Below are 25,426 nucleotides of genomic sequence, written 5' to 3'. Positions count from 1 at the left end.
CGTCCCGCCGGGGCGCGATCACCGGCGGCGGAGCTATTTCAGGGATCTGGACGATGGCAGACAGAGACAAGAAGAGCGTGGCCGCCGAGGTCCGCGAGTTCCTGAGCACCCGGCGTGCCCGGATCACCCCCGAGCAGGCCGGACTGCCGGTCTACGGCGGCAACCGGCGCGTTGCGGGCCTGCGCCGGGAGGAGGTCGCGCTGCTCGCGGGCATGAGCGTCGACTACTACGTCCGCCTGGAGCGCGGGAACCTCTCCGGCGCCTCGGACTCGGTACTGGAATCCCTCGCGCACGCGCTGCAGCTGGACGAGGCCGAGCGCACGCACCTCTACGACCTGGCCCACGCGGCGACCCCGTCGGGCCGGCGCCCCACGGCGACCGCGTCCCGGGTGCGGCCCACGATCCTGCGCCTGCTCGACTCGATGGCCGATGTGCCGGCGTACGTGCGCAACGCGCGCTTCGACATCCTGGCCGCGAACACGCTGGGGCGGGCGCTGTACGCACCCCTCTTCGACTCACCGCTGTTCGCCCAGCGCGGCCCGGTCAACAGCGCCCGCTTCCTGTTCCTGGACCCCGCGAGCAAGGACTTCTGGGTCGACTGGGACAAGGGCGCTGACGACGCGGTCGCGTTCCTGCGCATCGAGACGGGCCGGGCGCCCCACGACAAGGCGCTGACCGACCTGATCGGGGAGCTGACGACCAAGAGCGGCGGCTTCGCCCGCCGGTGGGCCCGCCACGACGTGAAGTTCCACCGTTCCGGAATGAAGAACCTGCACCACCCCCTGGTCGGTGATCTCGCCCTGCCCTACGAGGCGATGGAGTTGCCGTCCGACCCAGGTCTTCGCCTCAACTTCTACACGCCCGAACCGCACTCCCCGGCAAGCCAGGCCCTGGGCCTGCTGGCCAGTTGGGCAAACACCACAACGGTCGTCCCGACCGCGAACGACTGAGTACATCCGAGGAGAACCCCTTCATGCAGTACCGACCGCTCGGCCGCACCGGTGTCCAGGTCAGCCCGCTCTGCCTGGGCGCGATGATGTTCGGCCCCTGGGGCAACGAGGACGAGGCCGACTCGATCCGGATCATCCACCGTGCCCTGGACGCGGGCATCAACTTCGTCGACACCGCGGACGTGTACTCCGCCGGGGCCTCGGAGGAGATCGTCGGCAAGGCGCTCAAGGATCGCCGCGAGGACGTGTTCCTCGCGACCAAGTTCTTCATGCCGATGGACCAGGACGACCCCAACCAGCGCGGCGGCAGCCGCCGTTGGATCATCCGCGAGGTCGAGAACTCGCTGCGGCGCCTCGGTACCGACCACATCGACCTCTACCAGGTCCACCGCCCCAGCCCCGACACCGACGTCGCTGAGACCCTCGGCGCCCTCTCCGACCTCGTGCACCAGGGCAAGATCCGCTACATCGGCTCCTCGTCCTACTCCGGCTCCCAGATCGTCGAGGCCCAGTGGACCTCGCGGGAGCGCCACCTGGAGCGGTTCGTGACCGAGCAGCCGCCGTACTCGATCCTGGTCCGCGGCATCGAGGAGGACGTCCTGCCCACCGCGCGCCGCCACGGCATGGGCACCCTCACCTACAGCCCGCTCGCCGGCGGCTGGCTCTCAGGCCGCTACCGCAAGAACGCCACCGAGGGCCCCGCCTCCGCGGCACGCCCCCAGGCCCGCTTCGACATGAGCACCCCCGCCAACCAGCGCAAGCTCGACGCCGTCGAACAGCTCGCGCTCCTGGCGGAGAAGGCGGGCCTCACCCTGATCGAACTGGCCGTCGCCTTCGTCATCAATCACCCCGGCGTCACCTCGGCGATCATCGGACCGCGCACCATGGACCAGCTGGAGGCGTTCCTGCCCGCCGCCGACGTCACGCTGCCCTCCGACGTACTCGACGCCATCGACGAGATCGTCCCGCCCGGCGTCACGGTCAACCCGGTCGACAACAGCTACGGCGACTTCGAACTGCGCGCCGACCAGCGACGCCGCTGACGCGTCCCGGGCTGGCCGGTCACGTCGGCCAGCCGCACCGACCTCCCCGCGACCACGCAAGGCGCACCGCTGTCGAAGGCCGCAGACTTTGCTCGGCTCCGGGGCCGGGCCGATCACCGGTGTACGGCCGGTACGTGGGACGGCATGCCCCGGTGGGTGGCCTCACTCGGCCGGTTGTGCGGTGGCCTGGTACTGATCGGCGGCCCAGGAGGCGAGGATGCGGAGGCCGTCGTGGGTGGGGGAACCCACTTCGGCGGTCCATACGACGAGCTGCTGATCGGGGTCGGTGCTGGCAGTCAGGGTGTCCCAGTCCAGGGAGAGTTCGCCGGCGACCGGGTGCTGGAGGACCTTCGTTCCCACGCTGAGAGTGGAGACATGGTGGGCGGCCCACCACTGGCGGAAGTCCTCGTCCTGAACGGACAACTCGCCGACCAGAGCGGTCAGTCGGGGGTCGTCGGGATACTTCGTCGCCTGCATGCGCAATTGCGCGACCACGGTACGGGCGACGCCTTCCCAATCGGCATACAGGGTGCGCATCGCCGGGTCGGTGAAAAGAATGCGTACGTAATTGCGGTGCTTTTCCGGGACGGCGGCGAAGTCGGTGACGAGCGCCGCCGCCAGCGGGTTCCAGGCGATGACGTCCATTCGCCGGCCCATCACGATCGCGGGCGTGGAGGTGAGGTCGTCCAGGACCCTGCGCAACTGCGGCTGGACCTTCTGCCGGGCCCTGCGGCGCGGCCTCGCGGTCTCTTTCCCGGCCAGGCCGAACAGGTAGCGCCGCTGGTCGTCATCCAGATGCAGGGCCTGGGCCACGGCTTCCAGCACCGGCGCCGACGGAGGCAGGCGGCCCTGCTCCAGGCGCGTGTAGTAGTCCGTGGAGATCGACGCGAGGTGGGCGACCTCTTCCCTGCGCAACCCGGCGACCCGGCGCGGGCTCGCGCTGTCGGGCAGGCCCACGGCGCGGGGGCTCAGCTCGGCCCGGCGGGCCTTGAGGAACTCGCCCAGCTCGTTCAGGTGCGGTGTGGGACTCATGCCCCCCCAGTGTGGCAGTGGAAGCGCCGGCCGTGAGGGGGAGGGATTCTTCCCAGGATGTTTCTTTCCCAGGAACAAATCCTCCTCTGCACGGGCGCATACATGGGTGCAAACCTGGAATTGCGCCGGACCGGACAACGGACCGGGCAATGGAAGGAAAGAGCATCGTGCCGGAAAAGGAATCCGCAGCACAGCAGGCCATCGGCGACGTCGCCCCCAAGCTCGCCGACCTCACCGACCAGGTGCTGTTCGGCGACGTCTGGGAACGCGAGGGTCTCTCCCCGCGGGATCGCAGCCTGGTCACCGTCACCGCGCTGATCGCCCTGTACCGCTCCGACCAGCTCGGCTTCCACCTCAAGCTGGCTCTGGAGAACGGGCTGAGCAAGGGGGAGCTGAGCGAGGCCATCACCCACCTGGCGTTCTACGCGGGCTGGCCCAACGCCATGGGCGCCGCCGGACAGCTGAAGGCGATCCTGGCGCCCGCCGACGCCGCCCAGGATCACTGACACCCCTCTCTTTTTCACACAGGAGCGTTCCCTCTCTCATGAGCAAGGTCATCTTCGTCACCGGTGCCGGCCGCGGCCTGGGCACCGACATCGCCCGCCAGGCCCTGGCCGCCGGCCACCAGGTCGTCGCCACCGGCCGCCGCCCCGAAAACGTCCTCAAGGCACTCGGCGGCGAACAGGACAACCTGCTGGTCACCGCACTCGACATCACCAGCACCGACGCCGCCCAGGAGGCCGTCGACGCCGCCGTGACCCGGTTCGGCCGCGTCGACGTACTGATCAACGACGCCGCCACGTTCCAGGCCGGCTACTTCGAGGAGATCTCGGACGCGCAGATGCGGACGCAGTTCGAGACGAACCTGTTCGGCCCGATGAACATCACCCGCGCCGTACTCCCGGTCATGCGCGCCCAGCGCTCCGGGCACATCGTCACGATCTCCTCCATCGCCGGTCTGGTCGGCCAGGAGTTCTGCGTCGCCTACGCCGCGTCCAAGTTCGGCGTCGAGGGCTGGATGGAGTCTCTGCGCCACGACGTCGAGCCGTACGGCATCCGCACCACCATCGTCGAACCCGGCTTCTTCCGCACCGAGCTGCTCGTGGACGCCTCCACCAGCTGGGCCGAGCTGTCCATCGACGACTACGCCGAGCGCACCCGCACCACCAAGGCGATGTGGCAGTCGATGAACGGGCAGCAGGCCGGCGACCCCGCCAAGCTCGCCGACGCCCTCCTGCGGCTCACCGACCTGGACGAGCCGCCGCTGCGCTTCGTCGCCGGTGACGACGCGATTCCCACCGCCGAGGCGAAGGGCAAGGAGATCACCGACCAGGCGACCGCCTCGCGCACCCTGGGCAGCGGCCTCGCCCACGCCGACGCCGCCTGACCGCCGCCCGCCCCAGCCACCCGATCCGCACCAAGGAACACGTCATGGAATTCGTCAAGCCGCAGCCCACCGGCAAGGGCCCCGCCGACTGGTTCGACGGAGACGTCTGGTTCGACGTCATCCACGCCGGCCAGGAACCCTCCCGCATCCGCGCCAACATGGTCCGCTTCGCCCCCGGCGCCCGCACCGCCTGGCACCACCACGCCGTCGGCCAGACCCTCCACGTCGTCGCCGGCGTCGCCCTGGTCGGCACCCGCGACGGCTCCGTCTTCGAGGCTCACCCCGGCCAGACCATCACCTGTCCGCCCGGCGAGGAGCACTGGCACGGCGCCACCGAGGACCGGTTCATGCAGCACCTCGCACTGTGGGACGCCACCGCCCCCGGCGATGACCGCCCGGAGACCACCTGGCTGGAGCACGTCACCGACGCCCAGTACCAGGCCCCCCGCACCCGCAACAGCCACTGACCCCATCCCCACGACGAGGAGCATCCGATCATGACCGCGACGATGACCGCCCTCTTCGGCGGCACCGGACCCCACTGGACCCCGCGCCAGGTCCCTGTCCCCCAGCCGGGCCCCGGTCAGATCGTGGTGCGCGCACACGCCGTGGCACTCAACAACGCCGACGCCGCCATGCTGGAAGCTGCCGACCCCACCGCGGGCGGCAGCGGCAAGGAGTACCAGGCGGGCTACGAGTTCGCGGGACAAGTCACCGCTGTCGGCGACGGCGTCGACACCATCGCTGTGGGCCGGCGCGTGATGGGCACCGCCCCCGCGAGCTTCGCCCAGGACGTGCCGGCCGACCACCGGCACGTCCTGCCCATCCCCGACGGCCTCGACGACACCGAAGCCTGCGCGCTGCCCACCGGCCTGCTCACCGAGCACGGTGCCCTCATGACCGGCGGCTTCCGCCCTGGCCAGTCGGTGCTGATCACCGGCGCCACTTCCAGCATCGGCCTCATCGGCCTGCAGATCGTCCGCGCCCTGGGCACAGGCCAGATCATCGCCACCACCCGCAGCGCCGCCAAGCGTGACCTGCTCAAGCAGGCCGGAGCCGACACCGTCATCATCACCGGCGAACACGACCTCTCCCAGTAGGTACTCGACGCCACCGCCGGCAAGGGCGTCGACCTGACACTGGATCACGTCGGCGGCCAGACCTTCGCCGCCTGCCTGCCCGCCACCGCGGTGGACGGCGCCGTGGTCAACATCGGTCGCCTCGACCAGGCGGCCACCACCATCGACCTCGACGCCCTGTCCTACCGCCACCTGCGCGTGCACGGCGTGTCCTTCGGGTTCACCCGCGCCACAGAGCTCGGCGCCGTCATTGCAGCCGCCGGCCAAGATCTGCTGCCCCCGGTCTCCGACGGACGCGTACGCCCCCTGATCGACAGCATCCTGAGCTTCGACACCGTCGACCAAGCCGTCACTCGGCTCCGCTCCCACCGAGCCCTCGGCAAGATCGTCCTCACCGTCCCCTGACCCGAAACGAACAGCGTCGGACCGACACACAGTCTCGAAGATCTGGCCACACCGTCCGGGCCCCGGCCACGACGGTCACGACGAACGCGAGTCAGCCGGGTGTGAACTTGAGCCAGTCGTCCCGCCAGTTGGTTTCGGCGGCGGTCTTGACTGCGGCAGCGATGAGCATGACGGAATTCCGCCGATCAGTGGTCGACGGGCCACTTCGGCGCCTGCATTACAAATATGTGGCTACTCTGACCTGGTTTGATCCGCCTTGGATTCCATGGGCGAAAAACCCGCTTCCATTTGGAGGTCGGACAGATCCGCGTTCAACGCCGCCATCAGCTCCTCCATCTGCTGCAGCAGCCCCTTCGGCTGGCCGGTGCCAGCACCGGCGCCCTGCTGCGGCACGGTTTCTTCGGACATGACGGCCTCCTCGGCCCAAGGCCCCCGAGGGGAGGCCGACGCGGGTGACAGGTGACGCCCCGGCGACGACCGGCCGGCGCGGGCGCCGGTCGCTCCGGCTCCGCCCGAGCCAACGATCACCATCGGGCCCGGTCACTGGCACGGTCACCCCTCGCGCGCACCGTTGACGGATTTTCACCCGACCGGGGACGGGCGGGGACAGGCGGGGCCGGAGGGACCGGTGAGGCTCCTGGCCACCGGAGCGTGCAGGATGGAGGCATGGATCTTCGCATCTTCACCGAGCCCCAGCAGGGGGCCACCTACGACACCCTTCTCTCTGTCGCCAAGGCCACCGAAGACCTCGGCTTCGACGCGTTCTTCCGCTCCGACCACTACCTCAAGATGGGCTCCGGGGACGGACTCCCCGGCCCCACCGACGCCTGGATCACCCTTGCCGGCCTGGCTCGCGAGACCAAACGCATCCGGCTCGGCACGCTCATGACCGCCGGCACCTTCCGGCTGCCCGGCGTGCTCGCCATCCAGGTCGCGCAGGTCGACCAGATGTCGGGTGGCCGGGTCGAACTGGGCCTGGGCGCGGGCTGGTTCGAGGAGGAGCACACGGCGTACGGCATCCCGTTCCCGAAGGAGAAGTTCCCCCGCCTCGAGGAGCAACTGGAGATCGTCACGGGCCTGTGGAAGACGAAGGCCGGCGACACCTTCGACTTCCACGGCAAGTTCTACGACCTCACGGACTCGCCCGCGCTGCCCAAGCCCGCCCAGGACAAGATCCCCGTCCTCATCGGCGGCCACGGAGCGGCCCGCACCCCACGGCTGGCCGCCCGGTACGCCGACGAGTTCAACATGCCGTTCGCCTCGGTCGAGGACAGCGAGCGTCAGTTCGGCCGGGTCCTTGCGGCCGCCGAGGAGGCCGGCCGCAAGGGCGACGACCTCACCTACTCCAACGCCCTTGTCGTCTGTGTCGGCAAGGACGACGACGAGGTAGCCCGCCGGGCCGCCGCGATCGGCCGCGAGGTCGAGGAACTCAAGGCCAACGGCCTGGCCGGCACCCCGGCCGAGGTCGTCGACAAGATCGGCCGCTACGCCGAGATCGGCTCCCGCCGCTTCTACCTCCAGCTCCTCGACCTCCACGACCTGGACCACCTCGACCTGATCTCGTCCCAGGTCCAGTCGCAGCTGTCGTAGGGGTGGGATACGGCCGGGAGCGGACCGCTTCCGGCCGTATCTACCGGCGATTCCCGGTGAAGGTCCTGAAGGCCCACCCCAGGTCCGGTTCCGTCACGCACCGGAAGGCGCGCCGGACGGGCGGGGCGCACAGGGCGGTCACGATCGCGGCGGCCACGACACTGACGACGATCTCGCCCAGCGGCCCACCGATCCACTCGGGGTCGTACCAGCCCCAGAACTTGGCGCCCTGGGCGAAGAAGCCGTGCAGCAGATAGCCGTAGAGCGTGCCCGCACCCAGTGCGGTGAACCAGGTCCGGCGCCCGGGCACCCAGGCCAGGAAGCAGACGACCAGAAGCAGCGAGCAGCCGAAGAGGACCAGGGTCATCACGGGCCCGTACCAGTAGGGCGCGCCCAGTTCCCCGGCGCCGTCGCGCTGGAAGAACCAGGCGCCGCTCCTGCGTGGGACCGCCCAGTACGCCACGGCGAGCGCGCACACGAAGAGCGGCACCGCCAGGACGCGCACCTCCCTGCGGCGCACCAGCCGGAAGTGCTCCGGTTTGAGACACAGGCCCAGCACGAAGTACGGCAAGAACTGCAGGGCGCGCTGCAGAGCGAGGTCGTTGCCGATGGCCGGCGAGACCGTCGCGGGCACCGCGAGGGCCAGCGCGAGCGGCAGCGGCCACCGCACGCGTCGCCACAACGGAGTCGTCAGTCTCCAGAGGAACAGCGCCGCCAGGAACCACGTCAGGTACAGCGGGTTCAGCAGGCTGATCGGCCGCTCCGGCACCTGGTCGGTCCAGCGGGTGTAGAGGGTGTACGCCGTCTCGAAGACGACATAGGGGACGGCGACCCCGGTGATCAGCCGCCTGATCTTCTCCGGGCTGCCGTCGAAGCCGCGCGAGAAGTAGCCGGAGATGACGATGAACGCCGGCATGTGGAAGGCGTAGACGAGGATGTAGGCCGCGGTGACCGCCCGGCTGCCCGGGCGCAGCGGCTCCCATGCGTGCGCCACCGCCACCAGCACGATCGCCAGGTACTTGGCGTTGTCGAAGAAGGCGTCGCGCTGCTTCGGGTTCTCGTGCTGCTTCGGGGCTTCCGGTGAACCCGAGCGGTCGTCTGGTGCAGGTCCGGCCGGAGTGACAGCTGTGGCATGGCGTTGCGGCATCCCACGCGCCTCACCGGTTCAGGCCGACGTAAACGCGTCCATTGGTGCACCGGAACATGGCCGAAGCCAGTGTGTCGGGTGAGGTGTGGAACGTTCAATAATCCGGTACGGCGCTGCCGCGCAGCGTCGGACCACCGTTTCGAGGCACCCCCACTCCGGAGCCGCCCGGGCATCCGGAGCCGAGAATCCGGAGTCTTCATGCGTCTTCGTCCCGCTCTCCGCCGTACCCGCGTCTCCGCCCTGGCCGCGGGGCTCGCCGTGGCAGGTGCACTGGCCGTCGCGACACCCGCGTCGGCCGCGGCCCAGGCCGATGTCACGGGCACCCTGCGCGTCACCATCACCGACGGCGACTCGGTCATGACCCAGACCGCAGGCGTCTACACCTGTCACGACGGCTTCACCGTCGGTGAGGCGAAGGACATCTCCGTCACCGTGCCCGCCGGCCAGTGGGTGCAGGTCTTCAGCAGCCACGGCTGCTACGACGCTCTCAGGATCAGCGGCGCCTACATCGAGACGGACGGACAGGTCATCCCCTTCACCCTGTGACCCCTGTGATTCCTGTGGCCTCTGTGATTCCTGCGGCCGGGGGCTCCTTGTAGTAGCAACCGCCGATCGCGCCGCGCTCGTTGACGTCTCCGGGCACGGTGCGGTCGGCGCCGGGAAAGGCGACCGGCGTGACCGGGCCGCCCGGGCCCTGGGTCAGCAGGAAGCCGCGCACCTGCGTCTGGTCCGCGTTGACGGTGGCACCCACGATCCGGCCACGGTCGTTGATCCCGAACGCCAGGGTGTACCGGGTCCCACGCGGGTCGATCGTGGTGACGTGCCCCTTGTCCAGCAGGAAGCCCAGCGCCCTCCCGGACCTGTCGAGGTAGTCGCCCACCATCTGGCCCCGGTCGTTGACGTCGAGGATCTCGGTCCCGGCGGCGCCGGGGACGTCGATCGTGGTGAAACGCCCCCGCTCCCAACGGAAGCCGTGCCCGGTGCCCTTGGCGTCGACGTAGACGCCGACCACCTGTCCGCGGTTGTTCAGCCCCTGCGGCAGTGTGTACGCCGCACCGGGCATGTCGATCGTGGCGAAGGCGCCCCGGCTGTTCCGCAGGAAGCCGTGGGGCTTGGCCGAGTCGTTCACCAAGCCGGTGTCGGTGCTGTAGTGGCCCACCACCTCACCACGGTCGTTGATCTTGATGGCCTCGGTTCCCTTCGCCCCGGGGACGTCGAACACGGTGACCTCACCGGACGGGTCGCGCACGAAACCGGACTCGTCAGTGGCTCGCTCGTACTCGCCGGAGACACGGCCGCGGTGGTCGATGCCGAAGGCGCACAACTGCGCCGCCGGATCCGGCGAATCGGCGCTGGTGTAACGGCCCTTGTCCAGCACGAACGCGTGGTACCCGGGCGTGGGGGCGGCCTGCGCGGCGCCGCTCGTGCCGGTCACGGAGGCCGCGCAGACGGCCGTAGCGACGATGGTCCTGCGAACTGCCGAGATCATTCGCTCCTCCTCCCTGAGCGGGTGTCTCTCACGGTTCGCACGGGAGGCGGCGCCGGATTGCATTCCTCCGGCTGAGCGAAGGGCCGAGCGGACGGCCGGGCGCCTGGACGGGTGGAAAATCCCGGGTGTGAGCAGCGGTTTTCGCTGTACGTTACAGACGCGTTCTTCCCTTGCCGGGATCCATCGGCATCTTCGAGGTGTAACCACATTGTTCCTGACGATCAGTACCACCGGCACTCCAGAGAGCCCCGCCACCGACCTCGGCTTCCTGCTGCACAAGCATCCCGAGAAGGCGCAGGCGTTCTCCACGTCCTACGGCACGGCGCACGTCCTCTACCCCGAGGCGGATGCCGGGCGCTGCACGGCGGCGCTGTTGCTGGAGGTCGACGCGGTGGCGCTGGTGCGGCGGGGCAAGGGCAAGGGGCGCGGAGGTGCCCCGGACGCGGCGCTCGCGCAGTACGTCAACGACCGGCCGTACGCCGCCTCCTCGCTGCTCGCCGTGGCGCTGAGCGGCGTGTTCTCCAGCGCGATGCGGGGTGTGTGCAGCGCGCGCCCCGAACTCCCGGCGCAGGCAAGGCCGTTGCGCATCGAGGTGCCCGCGCTGCCGGCCCGCGGCGGCCCGGACCTCGTACGGAATCTGTTCGAGCCGCTCGGCTGGACGGTCACCGCCGAGCCCGTGGCGCTGGATGCCGAGTTCCCGGAGTGGGGCGACTCGCGGTACGTGCGTCTCGAACTGGAGTCCGCGCGACTCACCGTCGCCGAGGCCCTGCGTCACCTCTATGTCCTGCTCCCCGTCCTCGACGACGCCAAGCACTACTGGGTGTCGTCCGACGAGGTCGACAAGCTGCTCAGGGCCGGTGAGGGCTGGCTGCCCGACCACCCCGAGCAGAAGCTGATCACCAGCCGGTACCTGTCCCGCCGTTGGTCGCTGACCCGCGAGGCGATGGAACGCCTTGAGCTGGTGCGGCTGGCCGAGGCGGACGACAGCGAGGTCGAGGAGATCGACAACGCCGTCGAGGCGGAGACCGAGGCCGAGGAGCGGCCGACCCCGCTCGCCGTGCAGCGTCGGGACGCGATCATCGAGGCGCTGCGTACGTCCGGAGCCTCTCGTGTCCTCGATCTCGGGTGCGGGCAGGGCCAGTTGGTGCAGGCGCTGCTGAAGGACGTGCGGTTCACCGAGATCGTCGGCGTCGACGTGTCGATGCGCGCGCTCACCATCGCCTCCCGGCGGCTGAAGCTGGACCGCATGGGGGAGCGGCAGGCCTCGCGCGTCCAGCTCTTCCAGGGCTCGCTGGCGTACACCGACAACCGGCTCAAGGGGTACGACGCCGCCGTGCTCAGCGAGGTCGTCGAGCACCTCGACCTGCCGCGGCTGCCCGCCCTGGAGTACGCGGTGTTCGGCTCGGCCCGCCCGAGGACCGTCCTCGTGACCACCCCGAACGTCGAGTACAACGTCCGCTGGGAGAGCCTCCCGGCCGGACACGTCCGGCACGGCGACCACCGCTTCGAGTGGACGCGCGCGGAGTTCCGGGCCTGGGCGGACGCGGTGGCCGAACGGCACGGCTACGGCGTGGAGTTCGTGCCCGTCGGTCCGGACGACCCGGAGGTGGGGCCGCCCACGCAGATGGCTGTGTTTGAGATCAAGAGCAACGTGAACGAGAAGGAGGCGAAGGCAGCATGACCGAGACAACTGAGCGCAAGGGGCGGGTCCTGCCCGTCACCGACCTCTCCCTCGTCGTCCTCGTCGGCGCCTCCGGCTCCGGCAAGTCCACCTTCGCCCGCCGGCACTTCAAGCCGACCGAGGTGATCTCGTCCGACTTCTGCCGCGGCCTGGTCGCCGACGACGAGAACGACCAGAGCGCGAGCCGCGACGCCTTCGACGTCCTGCACTACATCGCGGGCAAGCGCCTCGCCGCGGGCCGCCGTACCGTCGTGGACGCGACCAACGTGCAGCAGGACAGCAGGCGTCAGCTGATCGACCTGGCGAGGAAGTACGACGTGCTGCCCATCGCGATCGTGCTCGACGTGCCCGAGGAGGTGTGTGCCGAGCGCAACGCGTCCCGCACCGACCGGGCCGACATGCCGCGCCGCGTCATCCAGCGCCACATCCGCGAACTCCGCCGTTCCGTACGGCACTTGGAGCGCGAGGGCTTCCGCAAGGTGCACATCCTGCGGGGCGTGGAGGACGCCGAGAACGCCACCGTCGTCACCGAGAAGCGCTTCAACGACCTGACCCACCTCACCGGCCCCTTCGACATCGTCGGCGACATCCACGGCTGCGCCTCCGAACTGGAGTCGCTCCTCGGCAAGTTGGGCTATGTCGACGGCGTCCACCCGGACGGCCGCACCGCGGTCTTCGTCGGCGACCTCGTCGACCGGGGCCCCGACAGCCCGGGCGTCCTGCGCCGCGTGATGTCGATGGTGGGCTCGGGCAACGCCCTGTGCGTCCCCGGCAACCACGAGAACAAGTACGGCCGTCACCTCAAGGGCCGCAAGGTCCAGCACACCCACGGCCTCGCCGAGACCATCGAGCAGATGGAGGGCGAGAGCGATGAGTTCCGCGCGCAGGTACGGGAGTTCATCGACGGGCTCGTCAGCCACTACGTCCTCGACGGCGGCCGCCTGGTCGTCTGCCACGCCGGCCTGCCGGAGAAGTACCACGGCCGCACCTCCGGCCGGGTCCGCTCGCACGCGCTGTACGGCGACACGACCGGCGAGACCGACGAGTTCGGGCTGCCGGTGCGCTACCCGTGGGCGGAGGACTACCGAGGCCGGGCCGCCGTGGTCTACGGCCACACCCCGGTCCCGGAGGCCACCTGGCTCAACAACACGATCTGCCTGGACACCGGCGCCGTCTTCGGCGGCAAGCTGACCGCGCTGCGCTGGCCGGAGCGGGAGCTGGTCGACGTACCGGCGGAGAAGGTCTGGTACGAGCCGGCGAAGCCGCTGCGGACCGAGGCCCCCGGCGGCCACGACGGCCGGCCGCTCGACCTGGCCGACGTGTATGGCCGCCGGGCGGTCGAGACCCGGCACGCGGGCCGCGTCGCGGTCCGTGAGGAGAACGCGGCCGCGGCCCTGGAGGTCATGAGCCGTTTCGCGGTGGACCCGCGCCTGCTGCCGTACCTCCCGCCGACGATGGCTCCGACGGCGACTTCGCACATCGAGGGCTACTTGGAGCACCCGGCGGAGGCCTTCGCGCAGTACGCGCAGGACGGTGTCGGCCGGGTCGTGTGCGAGGAGAAGCACATGGGCTCGCGGGCGGTGGCCCTGGTGTGCCGGGACGCGGAAACGGCGAGGAAGCGCTTCGGCGTCGACGGGCCGACGGGCTCGCTGTACACCCGCACGGGCCGCCCGTTCTTCGATGACGAGTCGGTGACGGAGGAGATCCTCGGACGGCTCCGAACCGCGATCGGCGAGGCAGGCCTGTGGGCCGAACTCGACACGGACTGGCTCCTGTTGGACGCCGAGCTGATGCCGTGGTCGCTGAAGGCCGCCGGCCTGCTGCGATCGCAGTACGCGGCCGTCGGCGCCGCCTCCGGAGCGGTGTTCCCGGGCACGCTGGCCGCGCTGCAGGGCGCGGCGGACCGAGGGGTCGACGTGTCGGACCTGCTGGCCCGCCAGCGTGAACGGGCCGACACCGCCTCGAAGTTCACCGACGCCTACCGCCGCTACTGCTGGACCACGGACGGCCTCGAGGGCGTCCGCCTGGCACCGTTCCAGATCCTCGCGGTCCAGGGCCGCAGCCTCGCCGGCCTCCCGCACGACGAGCAACTGGCCCTGCTGGACCGCCTGGTGGAGCACGACGGCACCGGTCTCCTGCAGACCACCCGCCGCCTGTACGTCGACACGGCCGACCCCGAGTCGGTCCAGGCGGGCGTCGACTGGTGGCTGGAGATGACCGGCCGGGGCGGCGAGGGCATGGTCGTCAAGCCGGTCGGTGCCGTGGTGCGCAGTGCGGAGGGCCGCCTGGTGCAGCCCGGTATCAAGTGCCGCGGCCGCGAGTACCTCCGGATCATCTACGGCCCGGAGTACACCCGCCCGGAGAACCTCGCCCGCCTCCGCAAGAGGTTCCTCAACCACAAGCGCTCGCTCGCGACCCGCGAATACGCGCTGGGCCTGGAGGCCCTGGACCGCCTCGCCGAGGGCGAGCCGCTGTGGCGGGTGCACGAGGCGGTGTTCGGGGTGCTGGCGCTGGAGTCGGAGCCGGTGGACCCGCGGCTGTGACGGTTGACTGACCGGCCGGCCGAATCACGTCGGCCGGTCAGCCGACCAACCGCAGCCGCTCTCCGCACACCCCCACCCGGACGCTCTGCCCCCAGGTCAGTTCCAGGGCGTCCGTCTCCACGCCGTCGCCGAAGGCGATCAGCCGTTCGGACTCGACGGTGAGGTGCAGGGATGCTCGTGCCGGGAGTTCGCCGGCCACCAGTGACGTGCCGGTGGCCGGTGAGGGCCAGGCCTCGCGGACGAACCACAGCAGGCGGTCCTCGGTGGGGCGGGGGAGGGGCAGGGTGCTGCCCCGCTCCTGCCAGACGGACCGGAGCCACCCGGTCGCTCCGGTCCCCGTCCCCACCAGTACCCCGGAGGATGCCTGGGCCTCGACGACACCCCCGTCGCCCTCCAGACCCAGGCGGTATCTGGCCGTCTGGTGTCCGACGGCTCCGAGATAGATCTCGTTGAGCGCGACCAGTCGCTGTGTGTCGTCGGCGACGGCCTCGACCATGGTGAGTTCGTCCACGTGGCTCGTGAGGGCCGCCGGCAGCAGTGCCGTCGCGTCGGCGGGCCGGTGCCGTACCAGCACGCCGGGGTTGCGTCCCGGATCCGTGTCGATGCCCAACACCGGTTGTCCCGCCAGGTACTTGGCCACGTTCGCCACCAGCCCGTCCTGCCCGACCACGACCACCACGTCCTCGGGGGCGAACAGGAAACGGTCCAAGTCGGCTCGTTCCACCCGGGCCTGACGCCAGGTCAGTGGAATCGTGGAGGTGACCTCCGCCAGTGCCCGCCTGGTCCGGCGGTGGCGTTCGGCGACCTCCTCGATGTCCCGGCCCCGGGAGGACAGGAAGAAGGCGGCCTGGCCGTGCGTGCCGTGCCGGGCCACCAACTCCTCGTACTCCGTGGTGCGGTGGACGAGGACGACTCGCGGGGCAAGAGTCACTCCGGCGCTCCCAGTCTGGAGAGCAGACCCGTCAGCACATCCGGCGACACCGTCACGCTGTCGATGTGCGGCAGGTTCTCCGCGAGCCGTGTCCCGGTGAGCGCGTGCAGTGTCGCCACGTCCACGTCGGCGTGCACCTGCAGCCACGCGGCCTGTGCCTGAGCCCGCGCCTCACCGACCTCGCGTGCCCCTTCGGCCTCGGCACGAGCCAGCCGTACCGAACGCACCGCCTCCGCCTCCGCCCGTACCGCATCCGCCGCCGCATGCTCCTCCGCCTCGCGGCGGGCGTTCGTGCCGCGCTGATCGACCAACTGCTCCTCGCGCCGGGCGAGTTCGATCTGGCTGTCCAGCTCGTTCTCGGCGATGGCCCGCTCCCGCTCGACGGCCACGGCCCGCCGTTCGTACGTCGCCCGGTCGGCCTCCTGCTGGATCTGCTCGCGGGCGGGGGTGCGCAACGCCCGCTCCACCTCCGGCTCGGGGCGCAGCGCCATCACGCGGACGGCCACCACCTCGATGCCCGTGTCCGGCAGCCGGGGTTCCGCGCCCAGTCCCGCCGCGATCCGCTCGCGCACCGCCACCACGCCGTCGACCAGCGCGGACGACAGCGGCGTACGGGCGAGCACGTCGAGTGCGTGCTGCTGGGCCGTCTCCGTCAGCAGCGTCCCGAGCTGTTCCAGAGGCGCGCCCCGCCACGCCCCCGTGTCGGGGTCGATCGAGAAGTCGAGGCGTGCGGCGGCGACGGCCGGGTCGCCGATCCGGTAGGTGACCGTCGCCTGCACCGACACGTCCTGGAAGTCGGACGTACGGGCGTGGAAGGTCATGGCCAACTCCCGGTCGTCGACCGGCACTTCGGAGAGCGCGGCGGTCAGTGCGCGGAACCAGAAGCTCAGCCCGGGCCCTTCGTGCAGCAGCTGTCCGCCGCGGTGGTGCCGGATGTGTGCCGTGGGTGCGCCGCGCAGGTGGCGCCAGCCCAGGCGCCGGGTGATGTCGGCCACGAGGCTCCTCCTTGTCGTCGTATCGACGATAAGCCGTTGAGGTGCTTATCGTCAAGAGGACGAAAATAAGAAGGCTCAAGAAACGGGCGAGGGGAGCGTCAAGACGCTCCCCGATGGTCAGGATGGAGTCATGGGATTCCATGTCGACTCCGAGTTCGGGCGGCTGCGCCGCGTCATCCTGCACCGGCCGGATCTCGAGCTCAAAAGGCTCACGCCCAGCAACAAGGACGCGTTGCTCTTCGATGACGTGCTGTGGGTGCGCCGGGCGCGTGCCGAGCACGACGGGTTCGCCGACGTGCTGCGCGACCGTGGCGTCACCGTCCACCTCTTCGGTGACCTGCTCACCGAGGCCCTGGAGGTCCCGGCGGCCCGCGCGCTCGTCCTGGACCGGGTCTTCGACGAGAAGGAGTACGGTCCGCTCGCCACCGACCACCTCCGGGCCGCCTTCGAGACGCTGCCCGCCGGGGAGCTGGCCGAGGCCCTCGTCGGCGGGATGACCAAGCGGGAGTTCCTGGACGCGCACCCGGAGCCGGCCTCCGTGCGCTTCCATGTCATGGACCTCGACGACTTCCTGCTCGGCCCGCTGCCCAACCACCTCTTCACCCGCGACACCTCGGCCTGGATCTACGACGGCGTCTCCATCAACGCCATGCGCTGGCCGGCCCGGCAGCGGGAGACCGTGCACTTCGAGGCGATCTACCGGCATCACCCGCAGTTCCGTGACGAAACGTTCCACGTCTGGTCCGAGGGGCAGGCCGACTACCCCTCCACCATCGAGGGCGGGGACGTGCTCGTCATCGGCAACGGCGCCGTGCTCATCGGCATGAGCGAGCGGACCACCCCCCAGGCCGTCGAGATGCTTGCGCACAAGCTGTTCGCCGCGGGCTCCGCACAGACGATCGTGGCCCTCGACATGCCGAAACGGCGCGCCTTCATGCACCTCGACACCGTGATGACGATGGTCGACGGTGACACCTTCACCCAGTACGCCGGGCTCGGCATGCTCCGCTCGTACACCATCGAACCCGGCGTCGGCGACAAGGAGTTGAAGGTCACCGACCATCCGCCGGAGCACATGCACCGCGCGATCGCCGCCGCCCTCGGGCTGGACCAGATCCGCGTGCTGACCGCGACCCAGGACGTGCACGCGGCCGAGCGTGAGCAGTGGGACGACGGCTGCAACGTGCTCGCCGTCGAGCCCGGCGTCGTCGTCGCCTATGAGCGGAACGCCACCACCAACACGCATCTGCGCAAGCAGGGCATCGAGGTGATCGAGATCCCGGGCAGCGAGCTGGGCCGGGGGAGGGGCGGACCGCGCTGCATGAGCTGTCCGGTGGAGAGGGGGGCGGTATAGAAAGGCAGACTGTATAGAAATGCTGAATGTCGTATAGACTTCCAGAGTCCTGTTCTCGTCCCTCTGGAGCGTCCCCATGGCGACTGTCCCGACCGCCCTCGCCGGGCGCCACTTCCTCAAGGAGCTCGACTTCACCGGGCAGGAGTTCCTCGGTCTGATCGAGCTGGCCGCGGAACTCAAGGCCGCGAAGAAGGCCGGGACCGAGGCACGGCATCTCCAGGGCAGGAACATCGCGCTGATCTTCGAGAAGACCTCGACGCGCACGCGCTGCGCGTTCGAGGTCGCGGCCGCCGACCAGGGCGCCTCGACGACGTACCTGGACCCGTCGGGCTCGCAGATCGGGCACAAGGAGTCCGTGAAGGACACCGCGCGTGTGCTGGGCCGGATGTACGACGGGATCGAGTACCGCGGGGACAGCCAGCAGAAGGTGGAGGAGCTGGCCGCGTTCGCCGGCGTCCCCGTCTACAACGGCCTCACCGACGACTGGCACCCCACCCAGATGCTCGCCGACGTGCTCACCATGACCGAGCACAGCGCCAAGCCCCTGACGGACATCGCCTTCGCCTACCTGGGCGACGCCCGCTTCAACATGGGCAACTCCTACCTGATCACCGGCGCCCTGCTCGGCATGGACGTCCGCGTCGTCGCCCCGAAGTCCTACTGGCCCGCCCAGGACATCGTCGACCGGGCCCAGGAGCTCGCCGAGACCAGCGGCGCCCGCGTCACGCTCACCGAGTCCGTGGCCGAGGGCGTCGCGGGTGCCGACTTCGTCGCCACCGATGTCTGGGTCTCCATGGGTGAGCCCAAGGAGGTCTGGGACGAGCGGATCGCCGCCCTCGGCCCGTACGCCGTGACCATGGACGTCCTGCGCGCCACCGGCAACCCGGACGTCAAGTTCCTGCACTGCCTGCCGGCCTTCCACGACCTGGGCACGAAGGTCGGCCAGGACATATACGAGAGCCACGGCCTCGACTCCCTGGAAGTCACCGACGAGGTCTTCGAGTCGGCGCACTCGGTCGTCTTCGACGAGGCCGAGAACCGCCTGCACACCATCAAGGCCGTCATGGTCGCGACCCTCGCCTGAACAGGCCTTATGCTGTCCGGCGGCCCGGAGCCACCCCTTCCGCGGCCGCCGCCCGCGACCACCCGTCGCACCACTGAGAAACGAGCACCACCCGCATGCCCCGCAGAAAGTCCCCCGCCCTCCTCGTCGCCGAATCCGGCACCGACCGCGAGGGCCACGGTCTCCGTCGCACGATGGGCCTCTTCCAGCTGATCTGCTTCGGCCTCGGCGCGATCGTCGGCACCGGCATCTTCGTCGGACTCTCCGATTCGGTCGCCCAGGCTGGCCCGGCCGTCATCGTCTCCTTCGTCCTCGCCGCGATCACCTGCGTGTTCACCGCGTTCGCCTTCGCCGAGCTGGGCGGCGCGATCCCGGTCTCCGGATCGTCGTACTCCTTCGCCTACGCCGGACTCGGCGAGACCACGGCCTTCCTGGTCGGCTGGTGTCTGCTCCTCGAGTACGGCGTCTCCGTGTCGGCCGTCGCGGTCGGCTGGAGCCAGTACGTCAACGAGCTCCTCGACAGCCTCGTCGGGCTGCACCTGCCCGAAGCCCTCTCGGCCGGACCCGGCGACGGCGGAGTGATCAACCTCCCCGCCGTGATCGTCATCGCCATGGCCGCCGTACTCCTGGTCCGCGGAGTGCGCGAGAGCGCCCGCGCGACGGCCGCGATGGCGGTGTTGAAGCTCGCGATCCTGGTCGCCTTCTGCGCGATCGGGTTCACCGCCTTCAGGGACGGCAACCTCACGCCGTTCTCCCCGGCCGGCCTCGGCGGCATCGGCGCGGGCACCACGGCCGCGTTCTTCTCGTACATCGGCTTCGACGCGATCACCACGGCCGGCGAGGAGGCGAAGAACCCGCGTCGGGACATCCCCGTCGCGATCCTCGTCTGCATCGGCCTGGTCACCCTGCTGTACTGCGCGGTCGCCGTCGCCGCGATCGGCGCCATCGGCGGCGACGAGGTCGGCGGCCGGCCCGCCGCGCTGTCGTACGTCGTCAACGAGGTCACCGGCTCTTCGGTGGGCGGAGGCGTCATCGCGTTCGGCGCGGTCGTCGCCATCGCCTCGGTGGTGCTGGCCGTGATGTACGGCCAGACCCGCATCCTCATGTCCATGTCCCGGGACGGACTGATCCCGCGTGTCTTCGAGAAGGTCTCGCCGAAGACCTCGACGCCGGTCGCCGGCACCCTGATCGTCGCGGTCGTCTTCGCGGTCCCGGCCGCCTTCGCGTCGCTGGACTCGGTGGTCAACCTCTGCACCATCGGCACGCTCGCCGTGATGGCCGTCGTCAACATCGCGGTGATCGCGCTACGACGCCGGGAGCCGGGCCTCGCCCGTACCTTCCGGGTGCCGCTGTACCCCGTGACACCGTTGCTCGGCGTCGGCTTCTGTCTCTACCTGATGTACGAGACGGGCGGGACGACCTGGCTCCAGTTCGCGGTGTTCCTGGCCGTCGGATTCCTGGTCTACGTCGGCTACGGGCGCCGGAACTCCCGGCTCACCCAGGCCCCGGTCACGCCGGACGCCACTGCCGCGGAACCACTGGCAGTCTGAACCAGACCGCCTTGCCGGACTCGGTGGGGCGGTGCCCGCAGGACGAGCTGAGGGCGCGGATCAGCAGCAGGCCGCGCCCGTGCTCCTGCCAGGGGTCGGGCTCGGTGTCCACCGGACGGGTGAGGTTGCCGGGCGGCGCCGGGTCCGGGTCGTGCACCTCGACCTGGCAGCCGCCGGGCAGCAGCTCGACGACCAGCTCTATGGGGCTGTCCCCGGTGGTGTGCTCCACGGCGTTCGCGACCAGCTCGGCCGTCAGCAGTTCCGCGGTGTCGCAGTCCGCCCCGTGCTCCAGCTCTGCCAGCGCGGTGCGCACGAGAGCGCGGGCCACGGGCACGGCCGCGGCGGAGTGCGGCAGTGCGATGCGCCAGGAGGCGGAGGCGGAAGGGCGATCTTGCAAGGCGGGTCCGTTCATGAGCAGGCTGTCCTGCTTTCAACCTTATGAATGGTACGGCGCCGCCCGGCAGAGGCGTCCGACGGTCACCGTACGGGACCTTCGGCCCCGTTACCGGGCGGCTTACCCGTAGCAACGGCTTGCCTCGCACGGCTTCTCCCGTCGTTACCGGGCTATCGACGACTCGTGACGGACGGGACGTGTTCAGGTCGTGTTCAGGTCATACGAGGACAGGGCTATCGCGCACTCGTGACGACAGTCAAAGATGGGTGATAGCTTCGAAGGGTAGAGCGCACCTCATGCAGGGATAGAGCGCACCTCATGCGAGGAGGCCGCACGACATGAGTCCCTTCACCGGTTCCGCCGCCCGGACCGCCCGCTGGGAGCACCTGCGCGTGGACCTCGCGGACGGCGTCGCTACCGTCACCCTCGCCCGCCCCGACAAACTCAACGCGCTCACCTTCGGCGCCTACGCCGACCTGCGCGACCTGCTCGCCGAGCTGTCCCGGGAGCGGACCGTACGGGCCCTGGTGCTGGCCGGCGAGGGCCGCGGCTTCTGCTCCGGCGGCGACGTCGACGAGATCATCGGCGCGACCCTGTCGATGGACACCGCCCAACTGCTCGACTTCAACCGGATGACCGGGCAGGTCGTGCGGGCCGTACGGGAGTGCCCGTTCCCGGTGATCGCGGCGGTGCACGGGGTGGCGGCGGGCGCGGGGTCGGTGCTGGCCCTGGCCGCGGACTTCCGGGTGGCGGATCCCTCGGCGCGCTTCGCGTTCCTGTTCACCCGCGTCGGCCTGTCCGGCGGCGACATGGGCGCGGCCTATCTGTTGCCCCGGGTGGTCGGCCTCGGCCACGCGACCCGCCTGCTGATGCTGGGCGAGCCGGTCCGCGCCTCCGAGGCCGAGCGCATCGGCCTGATCAGCGAACTGACGGACGAGGGCCGGGCGGACGAGGCCGCGCAGGCACTCGCCCGCCGCCTGGCCGAGGGCCCGGCATTGGCGTACGCCCAGACGAAGGCCTTGCTGACGGCCGAGCTGGACATGCCCCTGGCGGCCAGCGTCGAGCTGGACGCCTCGACGCAGGCCCTGTTGATGCACGGCGAGGATTACGCCGAGTTCCACGCGTCCTTCAAGGAAAAGCGCCCTCCGAAGTGGCAGGGGCGGTGACGATGTCACCCTCAGGGGCGCGGGGCTGTATTGAATCTGCGGCTACCGCCGCGTGGGCGCGACCAGCCACAACGGACCCGCAGCCGCCGACGACGATCAGCCACCCCCAACGCATCGCGATCATCGGCGGCGGCCCCGGTGGCCTCTACGCCGCCGCCCTGCTGAAACGTCTCCGCCCCGACCGCGAGGTCACCGTCTGGGAACGCAACGCCCCCGACGACACCTTCGGCTTCGGAGTTGTCCTCTCCGACGAAACCCTGGGCGGCATAGAACACGCCGACCCCAAGGTCTACGCAGCCCTCCAGCAGCACTTCACCCGCTGGGACGACATCGACATCGTCCACCGCAACACCCGCCACACCTCCGGAGGACACGGCTTCGCCGCCCTGGGCAGGAAACGCCTCCTGGAGATCCTGCACGACCGCTGCCGCGCCTTGAGCGTAGAGCTCCGCTTCCGCTCCGAGGCCCCGGCTCACCTCCCGGAGACGTACGACCTCGTCATCGCAGCCGACGGAGTCAACAGCACCACCCGCGAGGCCCACGCCCATGTGTTCCGCCCCCATGTGACCACCCACCGCTGCCGCTACATCTGGCTCGCCGCGGACTTCGCCTTCGACGCCTTCCGCTTCGAGATCGCCGAGACCGAGCACGGCGTGATGCAGCTGCACGGCTACCCGTACGCACCCGACGCCTCGACCGTCATCGTCGAGATGCACGAGGACGTCTGGCGGGCAGCAGGTTTCGAGGAACTGGACGAGACGGAGTCCGTGGAACACTGCGCCAAGATCTTCGCGGAAGCGCTCGGCGGGCGCTCCCTCCGCTCCAACAAGTCCGCGTGGACCACGTTCCGCACGGTCGTGAACGAACACTGGTCCCACGGCAACATCGTCCTGCTCGGCGACGCCGCCCACACCGCCCACTTCTCCATCGGCTCGGGGACCAAACTGGCCGTCGAGGACGCCCTCGCGCTGGCCGCTTGCCTGGAGGAACAGCCTTCCTTGGAAAGGGCGTTGGCGGCCTACGAAGAGGAGCGCAAACCCGTCGTCGCCTCCACCCAGCGCGCCGCCCGCGCCAGCCTGGAGTGGTTCGAGAACCTCGGTCTCTACCTCGACCAGCCGCCCCGCCAGTTCGCCTTCAACCTCCTCACCCGCAGTCGCCGGGTCACCCACGACAACCTGCGCCTGCGCGACTCCCACTTCACCTCGGCCGTGGAGCGCGAGTTCGGCTGTCCGCCCGGCACACCCCCGATGTTCACTCCGTTCCGGCTGCGTGAGCTGACCCTGCGCAACCGGGTCGTCGTGTCGCCCATGGACATGTACTCGGCCACCGACGGACTCCCCGGCGACTTCCACCTCGTCCACCTGGGGGCCAGGGCCCTCGGCGGGGCGGGCCTCGTGATGACCGAGATGGTGTGCGTCAGCGAGGAGGGCCGGATCACGCCCGGCTGCACCGGCCTCTACAACGGAAGGCAGGCCGAGGCCTGGACCCGGATCGCCGACTTCGTGCACACCCAGGCCCCGGGTACCGCGCTCGGCGTGCAGCTCGGCCACAGCGGGCGCAAGGGCTCGACCAAGCTGATGTGGGAGGGCATCGACGAGCCTCTCCCCGACGGCAACTGGCCCCTCGTGGCCGCCTCCCCGATCCCGTACAAACCCTTCAGCCAGACCCCACGCGAGCTGACCCGCGCCCAACTCGCCGACATCCGCGAGCAGTTCATGGCCGCCGCTTGGCGTGCCGCCCGCGCCGGCTTCGACCTCCTCGAACTCCACTGCGCCCACGGCTACTTGCTCTCCGGCTTCCTCTCCCCGCTGACCAACCGCCGCACCGACGCCTACGGCGGCTCGCTCGCGAAACGGCTCCGCTTCCCGCTGGAGGTCTTCGACGCCGTACGTGGCGTGTGGCCACAGGATCGGCCCGTGACTGTCCGTATCTCCGCCACCGACTGGGCCGAGGAGGGGACTTCGGCCGAGGACGCCGTCGAGATCGCCCGCGCCTTCGCCGCGCATGGTGCCGACGCGATCGACGTGTCCACCGGGCAGGTCGTGGCCGAGGAGCAGCCGGAGTACGGACGGTCGTACCAGACGCCGTTCGCGGACCGTATCCGCCACGAGACCGGCGTCCCGGTGATCGCGGTCGGCGCGATCTCCTCCTGGGACGACGTCAACTCCCTGATCCTGGCCGGGCGTACAGACCTCTGCGCGCTGGCCCGCCCCCACCTCTACGACCCGCACTGGACGCTGCACGCGGCGGCCGAGCAGGGTTATGACGGTCCGGGTGTCGGCTGGCCGGCCCCGTACCGGGCGGGCAGTCGCCGCCCCCAGAGCGGACGCACGGACGCCCCCAAGCCCCGGCTGACGCTGGGGACTTGAGGGCGTCTCGGTAACGGATTCAGCGGATTACGACAGTTCGACCATGCCCGCCGTCAGCGTCGCCCCGTCCGCCGGGTCGATCAGGATGAACGCGCCGGTGCGCCGGGAGACCGCGTAGTCGTCGAGCGCGAGCGGCTCGGCGGTGCGCAGGGTGACCCGGCCCAGGTCGTTCGCGGACAGCTCGGTCGCGCCGGCCAGGTCCTTGACGATCGCCTTGACGGTCCGGGTGGTGTGCCGGACCAGGACCCGGTCGCCGACCCGCAGCGGACGGTCGGCCAGGTGGCAGACGGATGCCTGCACATCCCGCGTGAGCGCCGGGACGTCGACCCCGGCGGTGATCATGTCGCCGCGCGAGACGTCCCGCTGGTCGGCGAGCCGGACGCTGACCGACTGCGGCGCGTAGGCCACCTCCTGAGCGGTCCCGAGCACGTCGATGCCGGTGATCTCGGAGGTCTCGCCGGACGGATGCACGGTGACGCGGTCGCCGACCCGCAGCGTGCCCGACACCAACTGGCCCGCGTAGTAGCGGACTTCGCCATCCCGGATCACGTACTGCACCGGGAAGCGGGCCGGGGCGTCGGCGGCCTCGGTACCGACCGGGACGTTCTCCAGGAACTCCAGGAGGGCCGGACCGTCGTACCAGTCCATGTGCGCCGAGCGGTCCACGACGTTGTCGCCGACGAGCGCGGAGACCGGGATCGGCGTGAAGCCGGGCAGGCCCAGCTCGGCCGCGTGGCCCGCGAAGTCCTCGACGATCCGGTCGAACTCCTTCTCCTCGTACCCGACCAGGTCCATCTTGTTGACGGCCAGGACCACGTTCGGGACGCGGAGCATGGCGGCCACGGCGGCATGGCGTCGGGTCTGCTCGACCACGCCGTTGCGGGCGTCGATCAGGATGATCGCCAGCTCGGCGGTGGAGGCGCCGGTGACCATGTTGCGGGTGTACTGCACGTGGCCGGGGGTGTCGGCGAGGATGAACCGGCGGCGCGGGGTGGCGAAGTAGCGGTAGGCCACGTCGATGGTGATGCCCTGCTCGCGCTCGGCACGCAGACCGTCCGTGAGAAGGGCCAGGTCGGGGGTCTCCTGGCCACGGTTGCGGGAGGCGTGCTCCACGGCCTCCAGCTGGTCGGCGAGCACCGACTTGGAGTCGTGCAGCAGCCGGCCGACAAGCGTGGACTTGCCGTCGTCGACGGAACCGGCCGTGGCGAAACGGAGGGTGTCGATAGTCGTGGCGGTCATGTCAGTGGTGGCGGTCATG

Annotated in this window: 23 protein-coding genes and 1 pseudogene; 16 read left to right on the top strand and 8 right to left on the bottom strand. The window is 70.2% G+C overall.

Annotated features, from left to right (window positions below; genetic code table 11):
• Positions 1-53 precede the first annotated feature (53 nt).
• Both IG08_RS0123925 and IG08_RS0123920 read left to right on the top strand, forming a co-directional pair.
• Positions 54-950, top strand: a complete 897-nt coding sequence (locus tag IG08_RS0123925; protein WP_030605946.1) for a helix-turn-helix transcriptional regulator — start codon at positions 54-56, stop codon at positions 948-950.
• Positions 951-973: 23 nt separating this feature from the next.
• Positions 974-1,993, top strand: a complete 1,020-nt coding sequence (locus tag IG08_RS0123920) for an aldo/keto reductase (RefSeq protein WP_030605944.1) — start codon at positions 974-976, stop codon at positions 1,991-1,993.
• Positions 1,994-2,155: 162 nt separating this feature from the next.
• On the opposite strand, the gene IG08_RS0123915 is transcribed toward IG08_RS0123920, so the two are convergent.
• Positions 2,156-3,025: a helix-turn-helix domain-containing protein gene (locus IG08_RS0123915; protein ID WP_030605943.1), complete on the bottom strand. Its 870-nt coding sequence runs from the start codon at positions 3,023-3,025 to the stop codon at positions 2,156-2,158.
• Positions 3,026-3,192: 167 nt separating this feature from the next.
• Here IG08_RS0123915 and IG08_RS0123910 point away from each other — a divergent pair, with 167 nt between their 5' ends.
• From IG08_RS0123910 to IG08_RS61485, 5 genes and pseudogenes are all read left to right on the top strand, one after another.
• Entirely contained in the window at positions 3,193-3,531 is a 339-nt protein-coding gene (locus IG08_RS0123910; protein WP_030605941.1) for a carboxymuconolactone decarboxylase family protein, read from the top strand.
• A gap of 38 nt (positions 3,532-3,569) precedes the next feature.
• Complete coding sequence (locus tag IG08_RS0123905; protein WP_030605939.1) at positions 3,570-4,412, top strand: SDR family oxidoreductase; 843 nt, start codon at positions 3,570-3,572, stop codon at positions 4,410-4,412.
• A gap of 44 nt (positions 4,413-4,456) precedes the next feature.
• Positions 4,457-4,879, top strand: coding sequence for a (R)-mandelonitrile lyase (locus IG08_RS0123900; protein ID WP_030605937.1), 423 nt, complete (start codon positions 4,457-4,459; stop codon positions 4,877-4,879).
• 30 nt (positions 4,880-4,909) lie between these two features.
• The gene (locus tag IG08_RS61490; protein ID WP_234342957.1) at positions 4,910-5,512 is read left to right on the top strand and encodes a quinone oxidoreductase family protein; all 603 of its coding nucleotides are present in this window, start codon (positions 4,910-4,912) and stop codon (positions 5,510-5,512) included.
• An 18-nt stretch (positions 5,513-5,530) separates the two neighbouring features.
• Positions 5,531-5,896, top strand: a pseudogene (locus IG08_RS61485) (zinc-binding dehydrogenase); the annotation flags it as partial.
• Between the two features lie 231 nt (positions 5,897-6,127).
• Here IG08_RS61485 and IG08_RS60730 read toward each other — a convergent pair.
• Positions 6,128-6,304: a hypothetical protein gene (locus IG08_RS60730; RefSeq protein ID WP_199820896.1), complete on the bottom strand. Its 177-nt coding sequence runs from the start codon at positions 6,302-6,304 to the stop codon at positions 6,128-6,130.
• Positions 6,305-6,562: 258 nt separating this feature from the next.
• On the opposite strand from IG08_RS60730, the gene IG08_RS0123885 reads away from it, so the two are divergent.
• The gene (locus tag IG08_RS0123885) at positions 6,563-7,486 is read left to right on the top strand and encodes an LLM class F420-dependent oxidoreductase (protein WP_030605936.1); all 924 of its coding nucleotides are present in this window, start codon (positions 6,563-6,565) and stop codon (positions 7,484-7,486) included.
• 40 nt (positions 7,487-7,526) lie between these two features.
• Here IG08_RS0123885 and IG08_RS0123880 read toward each other — a convergent pair whose 3' ends face one another.
• The gene (locus IG08_RS0123880) at positions 7,527-8,633 is read right to left on the bottom strand and encodes an acyltransferase family protein (protein WP_030605934.1); all 1,107 of its coding nucleotides are present in this window, start codon (positions 8,631-8,633) and stop codon (positions 7,527-7,529) included.
• A 198-nt stretch (positions 8,634-8,831) separates the two neighbouring features.
• Here IG08_RS0123880 and IG08_RS60725 point away from each other — a divergent pair, with 198 nt between their 5' ends.
• The gene (locus tag IG08_RS60725) at positions 8,832-9,179 is read left to right on the top strand and encodes a hypothetical protein (RefSeq protein WP_030605932.1); all 348 of its coding nucleotides are present in this window, start codon (positions 8,832-8,834) and stop codon (positions 9,177-9,179) included.
• Here the strand turns inward: IG08_RS60725 and IG08_RS0123870 are convergent.
• Entirely contained in the window at positions 9,169-10,122 is a 954-nt protein-coding gene (locus IG08_RS0123870; RefSeq protein WP_030605930.1) for a hypothetical protein, read from the bottom strand. The genes IG08_RS60725 and IG08_RS0123870 overlap by 11 nt on opposite strands.
• 208 nt (positions 10,123-10,330) lie before the next feature.
• On the opposite strand from IG08_RS0123870, the gene IG08_RS0123865 reads away from it, so the two are divergent.
• Together IG08_RS0123865 and IG08_RS0123860 are read left to right on the top strand one after the other, a co-directional pair.
• On the top strand, positions 10,331-11,803 hold the full coding sequence (locus tag IG08_RS0123865) for a 3' terminal RNA ribose 2'-O-methyltransferase Hen1 (protein WP_030605928.1): 1,473 nt from the start codon (positions 10,331-10,333) through the stop codon (positions 11,801-11,803).
• The gene (locus IG08_RS0123860) at positions 11,800-14,346 is read left to right on the top strand and encodes a polynucleotide kinase-phosphatase (protein WP_030605926.1); all 2,547 of its coding nucleotides are present in this window, start codon (positions 11,800-11,802) and stop codon (positions 14,344-14,346) included. The genes IG08_RS0123865 and IG08_RS0123860 overlap by 4 nt, the downstream gene beginning before the upstream one ends.
• 37 nt (positions 14,347-14,383) lie before the next feature.
• Here IG08_RS0123860 and IG08_RS0123855 read toward each other — a convergent pair whose 3' ends face one another.
• Positions 14,384-15,277: an NAD(+)/NADH kinase gene (locus tag IG08_RS0123855; RefSeq protein ID WP_030605924.1), complete on the bottom strand. Its 894-nt coding sequence runs from the start codon at positions 15,275-15,277 to the stop codon at positions 14,384-14,386.
• Entirely contained in the window at positions 15,274-16,272 is a 999-nt protein-coding gene (locus IG08_RS0123850) for an SPFH domain-containing protein (protein ID WP_030605923.1), read from the bottom strand. The genes IG08_RS0123855 and IG08_RS0123850 overlap by 4 nt, the downstream gene beginning before the upstream one ends.
• 130 nt (positions 16,273-16,402) lie before the next feature.
• Between IG08_RS0123850 and IG08_RS0123845 the strand changes: the two genes are divergently transcribed.
• The 3 genes from IG08_RS0123845 to IG08_RS0123835 all read left to right on the top strand — a co-directional run bounded on the left by IG08_RS0123845 (position 16,403) and on the right by IG08_RS0123835 (position 20,239).
• Positions 16,403-17,626, top strand: coding sequence for an arginine deiminase (locus tag IG08_RS0123845; protein WP_030605921.1), 1,224 nt, complete (start codon positions 16,403-16,405; stop codon positions 17,624-17,626).
• A gap of 76 nt (positions 17,627-17,702) precedes the next feature.
• Positions 17,703-18,710 (top strand): ornithine carbamoyltransferase, encoded by a 1,008-nt coding sequence (gene argF, locus IG08_RS0123840; RefSeq protein ID WP_030605919.1) that lies wholly within the window; start codon positions 17,703-17,705, stop codon positions 18,708-18,710.
• Positions 18,711-18,805: 95 nt separating this feature from the next.
• Positions 18,806-20,239 carry an amino acid permease gene (locus IG08_RS0123835; protein ID WP_030605917.1) on the top strand — a complete coding sequence of 478 codons (1,434 nt, stop codon included), beginning with the start codon at positions 18,806-18,808 and terminating at the stop codon, positions 20,237-20,239.
• On the opposite strand, the gene IG08_RS0123830 is transcribed toward IG08_RS0123835, so the two are convergent.
• The gene (locus tag IG08_RS0123830; protein ID WP_030605916.1) at positions 20,199-20,651 is read right to left on the bottom strand and encodes an ATP-binding protein; all 453 of its coding nucleotides are present in this window, start codon (positions 20,649-20,651) and stop codon (positions 20,199-20,201) included. The genes IG08_RS0123835 and IG08_RS0123830 overlap by 41 nt on opposite strands.
• Before the next feature lie 320 nt (positions 20,652-20,971).
• Here IG08_RS0123830 and IG08_RS0123825 point away from each other — a divergent pair, with 320 nt between their 5' ends.
• Together IG08_RS0123825 and IG08_RS0123820 are read left to right on the top strand one after the other, a co-directional pair.
• Complete coding sequence (locus IG08_RS0123825; protein ID WP_030605914.1) at positions 20,972-21,799, top strand: enoyl-CoA hydratase family protein; 828 nt, start codon at positions 20,972-20,974, stop codon at positions 21,797-21,799.
• Between the two features lie 2 nt (positions 21,800-21,801).
• A complete protein-coding gene (locus IG08_RS0123820; protein WP_030605912.1) occupies positions 21,802-24,168 on the top strand; it encodes a bifunctional salicylyl-CoA 5-hydroxylase/oxidoreductase in 2,367 nt (788 codons plus the stop codon).
• A gap of 27 nt (positions 24,169-24,195) precedes the next feature.
• Here the strand turns inward: IG08_RS0123820 and IG08_RS0123815 are convergent, their stop codons facing one another.
• Positions 24,196-25,425: a sulfate adenylyltransferase subunit 1 gene (locus IG08_RS0123815; protein ID WP_030605910.1), complete on the bottom strand. Its 1,230-nt coding sequence runs from the start codon at positions 25,423-25,425 to the stop codon at positions 24,196-24,198.
• Between the last annotated feature and the right edge of the window lies 1 nt (position 25,426).

It is taken from the genome of Streptomyces fulvoviolaceus, assembly GCF_000718165.1.
Classification (GTDB): domain Bacteria; phylum Actinomycetota; class Actinomycetes; order Streptomycetales; family Streptomycetaceae; genus Streptomyces; species Streptomyces fulvoviolaceus.
The sequence above is the reverse complement of the archived record's forward strand: the minus strand, read 5'-3'. Positions and strand labels throughout refer to the sequence as shown.

What these genes read in the sequence shown, in the direction of transcription:
- IG08_RS0123925 (WP_030605946.1), top strand. Translation starts at nt 54, where the DNA reads ATGGCAGACAGAGACAAGAAGAGCGTGGCCGCCGAGGTCCGCGAGTTC.
- IG08_RS0123920 (WP_030605944.1), top strand. Translation starts at nt 974, where the DNA reads ATGCAGTACCGACCGCTCGGCCGCACCGGTGTCCAGGTCAGCCCGCTC.
- IG08_RS0123915 (WP_030605943.1), bottom strand. Translation starts at nt 3,025, where the DNA reads ATGAGTCCCACACCGCACCTGAACGAGCTGGGCGAGTTCCTCAAGGCC.
- IG08_RS0123905 (WP_030605939.1), top strand. Translation starts at nt 3,570, where the DNA reads ATGAGCAAGGTCATCTTCGTCACCGGTGCCGGCCGCGGCCTGGGCACC.
- IG08_RS0123900 (WP_030605937.1), top strand. Translation starts at nt 4,457, where the DNA reads ATGGAATTCGTCAAGCCGCAGCCCACCGGCAAGGGCCCCGCCGACTGG.
- IG08_RS61490 (WP_234342957.1), top strand. Translation starts at nt 4,910, where the DNA reads ATGACCGCGACGATGACCGCCCTCTTCGGCGGCACCGGACCCCACTGG.
- IG08_RS60730 (WP_199820896.1), bottom strand. Translation starts at nt 6,304, where the DNA reads ATGTCCGAAGAAACCGTGCCGCAGCAGGGCGCCGGTGCTGGCACCGGC.
- IG08_RS0123885 (WP_030605936.1), top strand. Translation starts at nt 6,563, where the DNA reads ATGGATCTTCGCATCTTCACCGAGCCCCAGCAGGGGGCCACCTACGAC.
- IG08_RS0123880 (WP_030605934.1), bottom strand. Translation starts at nt 8,633, where the DNA reads ATGCCGCAACGCCATGCCACAGCTGTCACTCCGGCCGGACCTGCACCA.
- IG08_RS60725 (WP_030605932.1), top strand. Translation starts at nt 8,832, where the DNA reads ATGCGTCTTCGTCCCGCTCTCCGCCGTACCCGCGTCTCCGCCCTGGCC.
- IG08_RS0123870 (WP_030605930.1), bottom strand. Translation starts at nt 10,122, where the DNA reads ATGATCTCGGCAGTTCGCAGGACCATCGTCGCTACGGCCGTCTGCGCG.
- IG08_RS0123860 (WP_030605926.1), top strand. Translation starts at nt 11,800, where the DNA reads ATGACCGAGACAACTGAGCGCAAGGGGCGGGTCCTGCCCGTCACCGAC.
- IG08_RS0123845 (WP_030605921.1), top strand. Translation starts at nt 16,403, where the DNA reads ATGGGATTCCATGTCGACTCCGAGTTCGGGCGGCTGCGCCGCGTCATC.
- argF (WP_030605919.1), top strand. Translation starts at nt 17,703, where the DNA reads ATGGCGACTGTCCCGACCGCCCTCGCCGGGCGCCACTTCCTCAAGGAG.
- IG08_RS0123835 (WP_030605917.1), top strand. Translation starts at nt 18,806, where the DNA reads ATGCCCCGCAGAAAGTCCCCCGCCCTCCTCGTCGCCGAATCCGGCACC.
- IG08_RS0123830 (WP_030605916.1), bottom strand. Translation starts at nt 20,651, where the DNA reads ATGAACGGACCCGCCTTGCAAGATCGCCCTTCCGCCTCCGCCTCCTGG.
- IG08_RS0123825 (WP_030605914.1), top strand. Translation starts at nt 20,972, where the DNA reads ATGAGTCCCTTCACCGGTTCCGCCGCCCGGACCGCCCGCTGGGAGCAC.
- IG08_RS0123820 (WP_030605912.1), top strand. Translation starts at nt 21,802, where the DNA reads ATGTCACCCTCAGGGGCGCGGGGCTGTATTGAATCTGCGGCTACCGCC.
- IG08_RS0123815 (WP_030605910.1), bottom strand. Translation starts at nt 25,425, where the DNA reads ATGACCGCCACCACTGACATGACCGCCACGACTATCGACACCCTCCGT.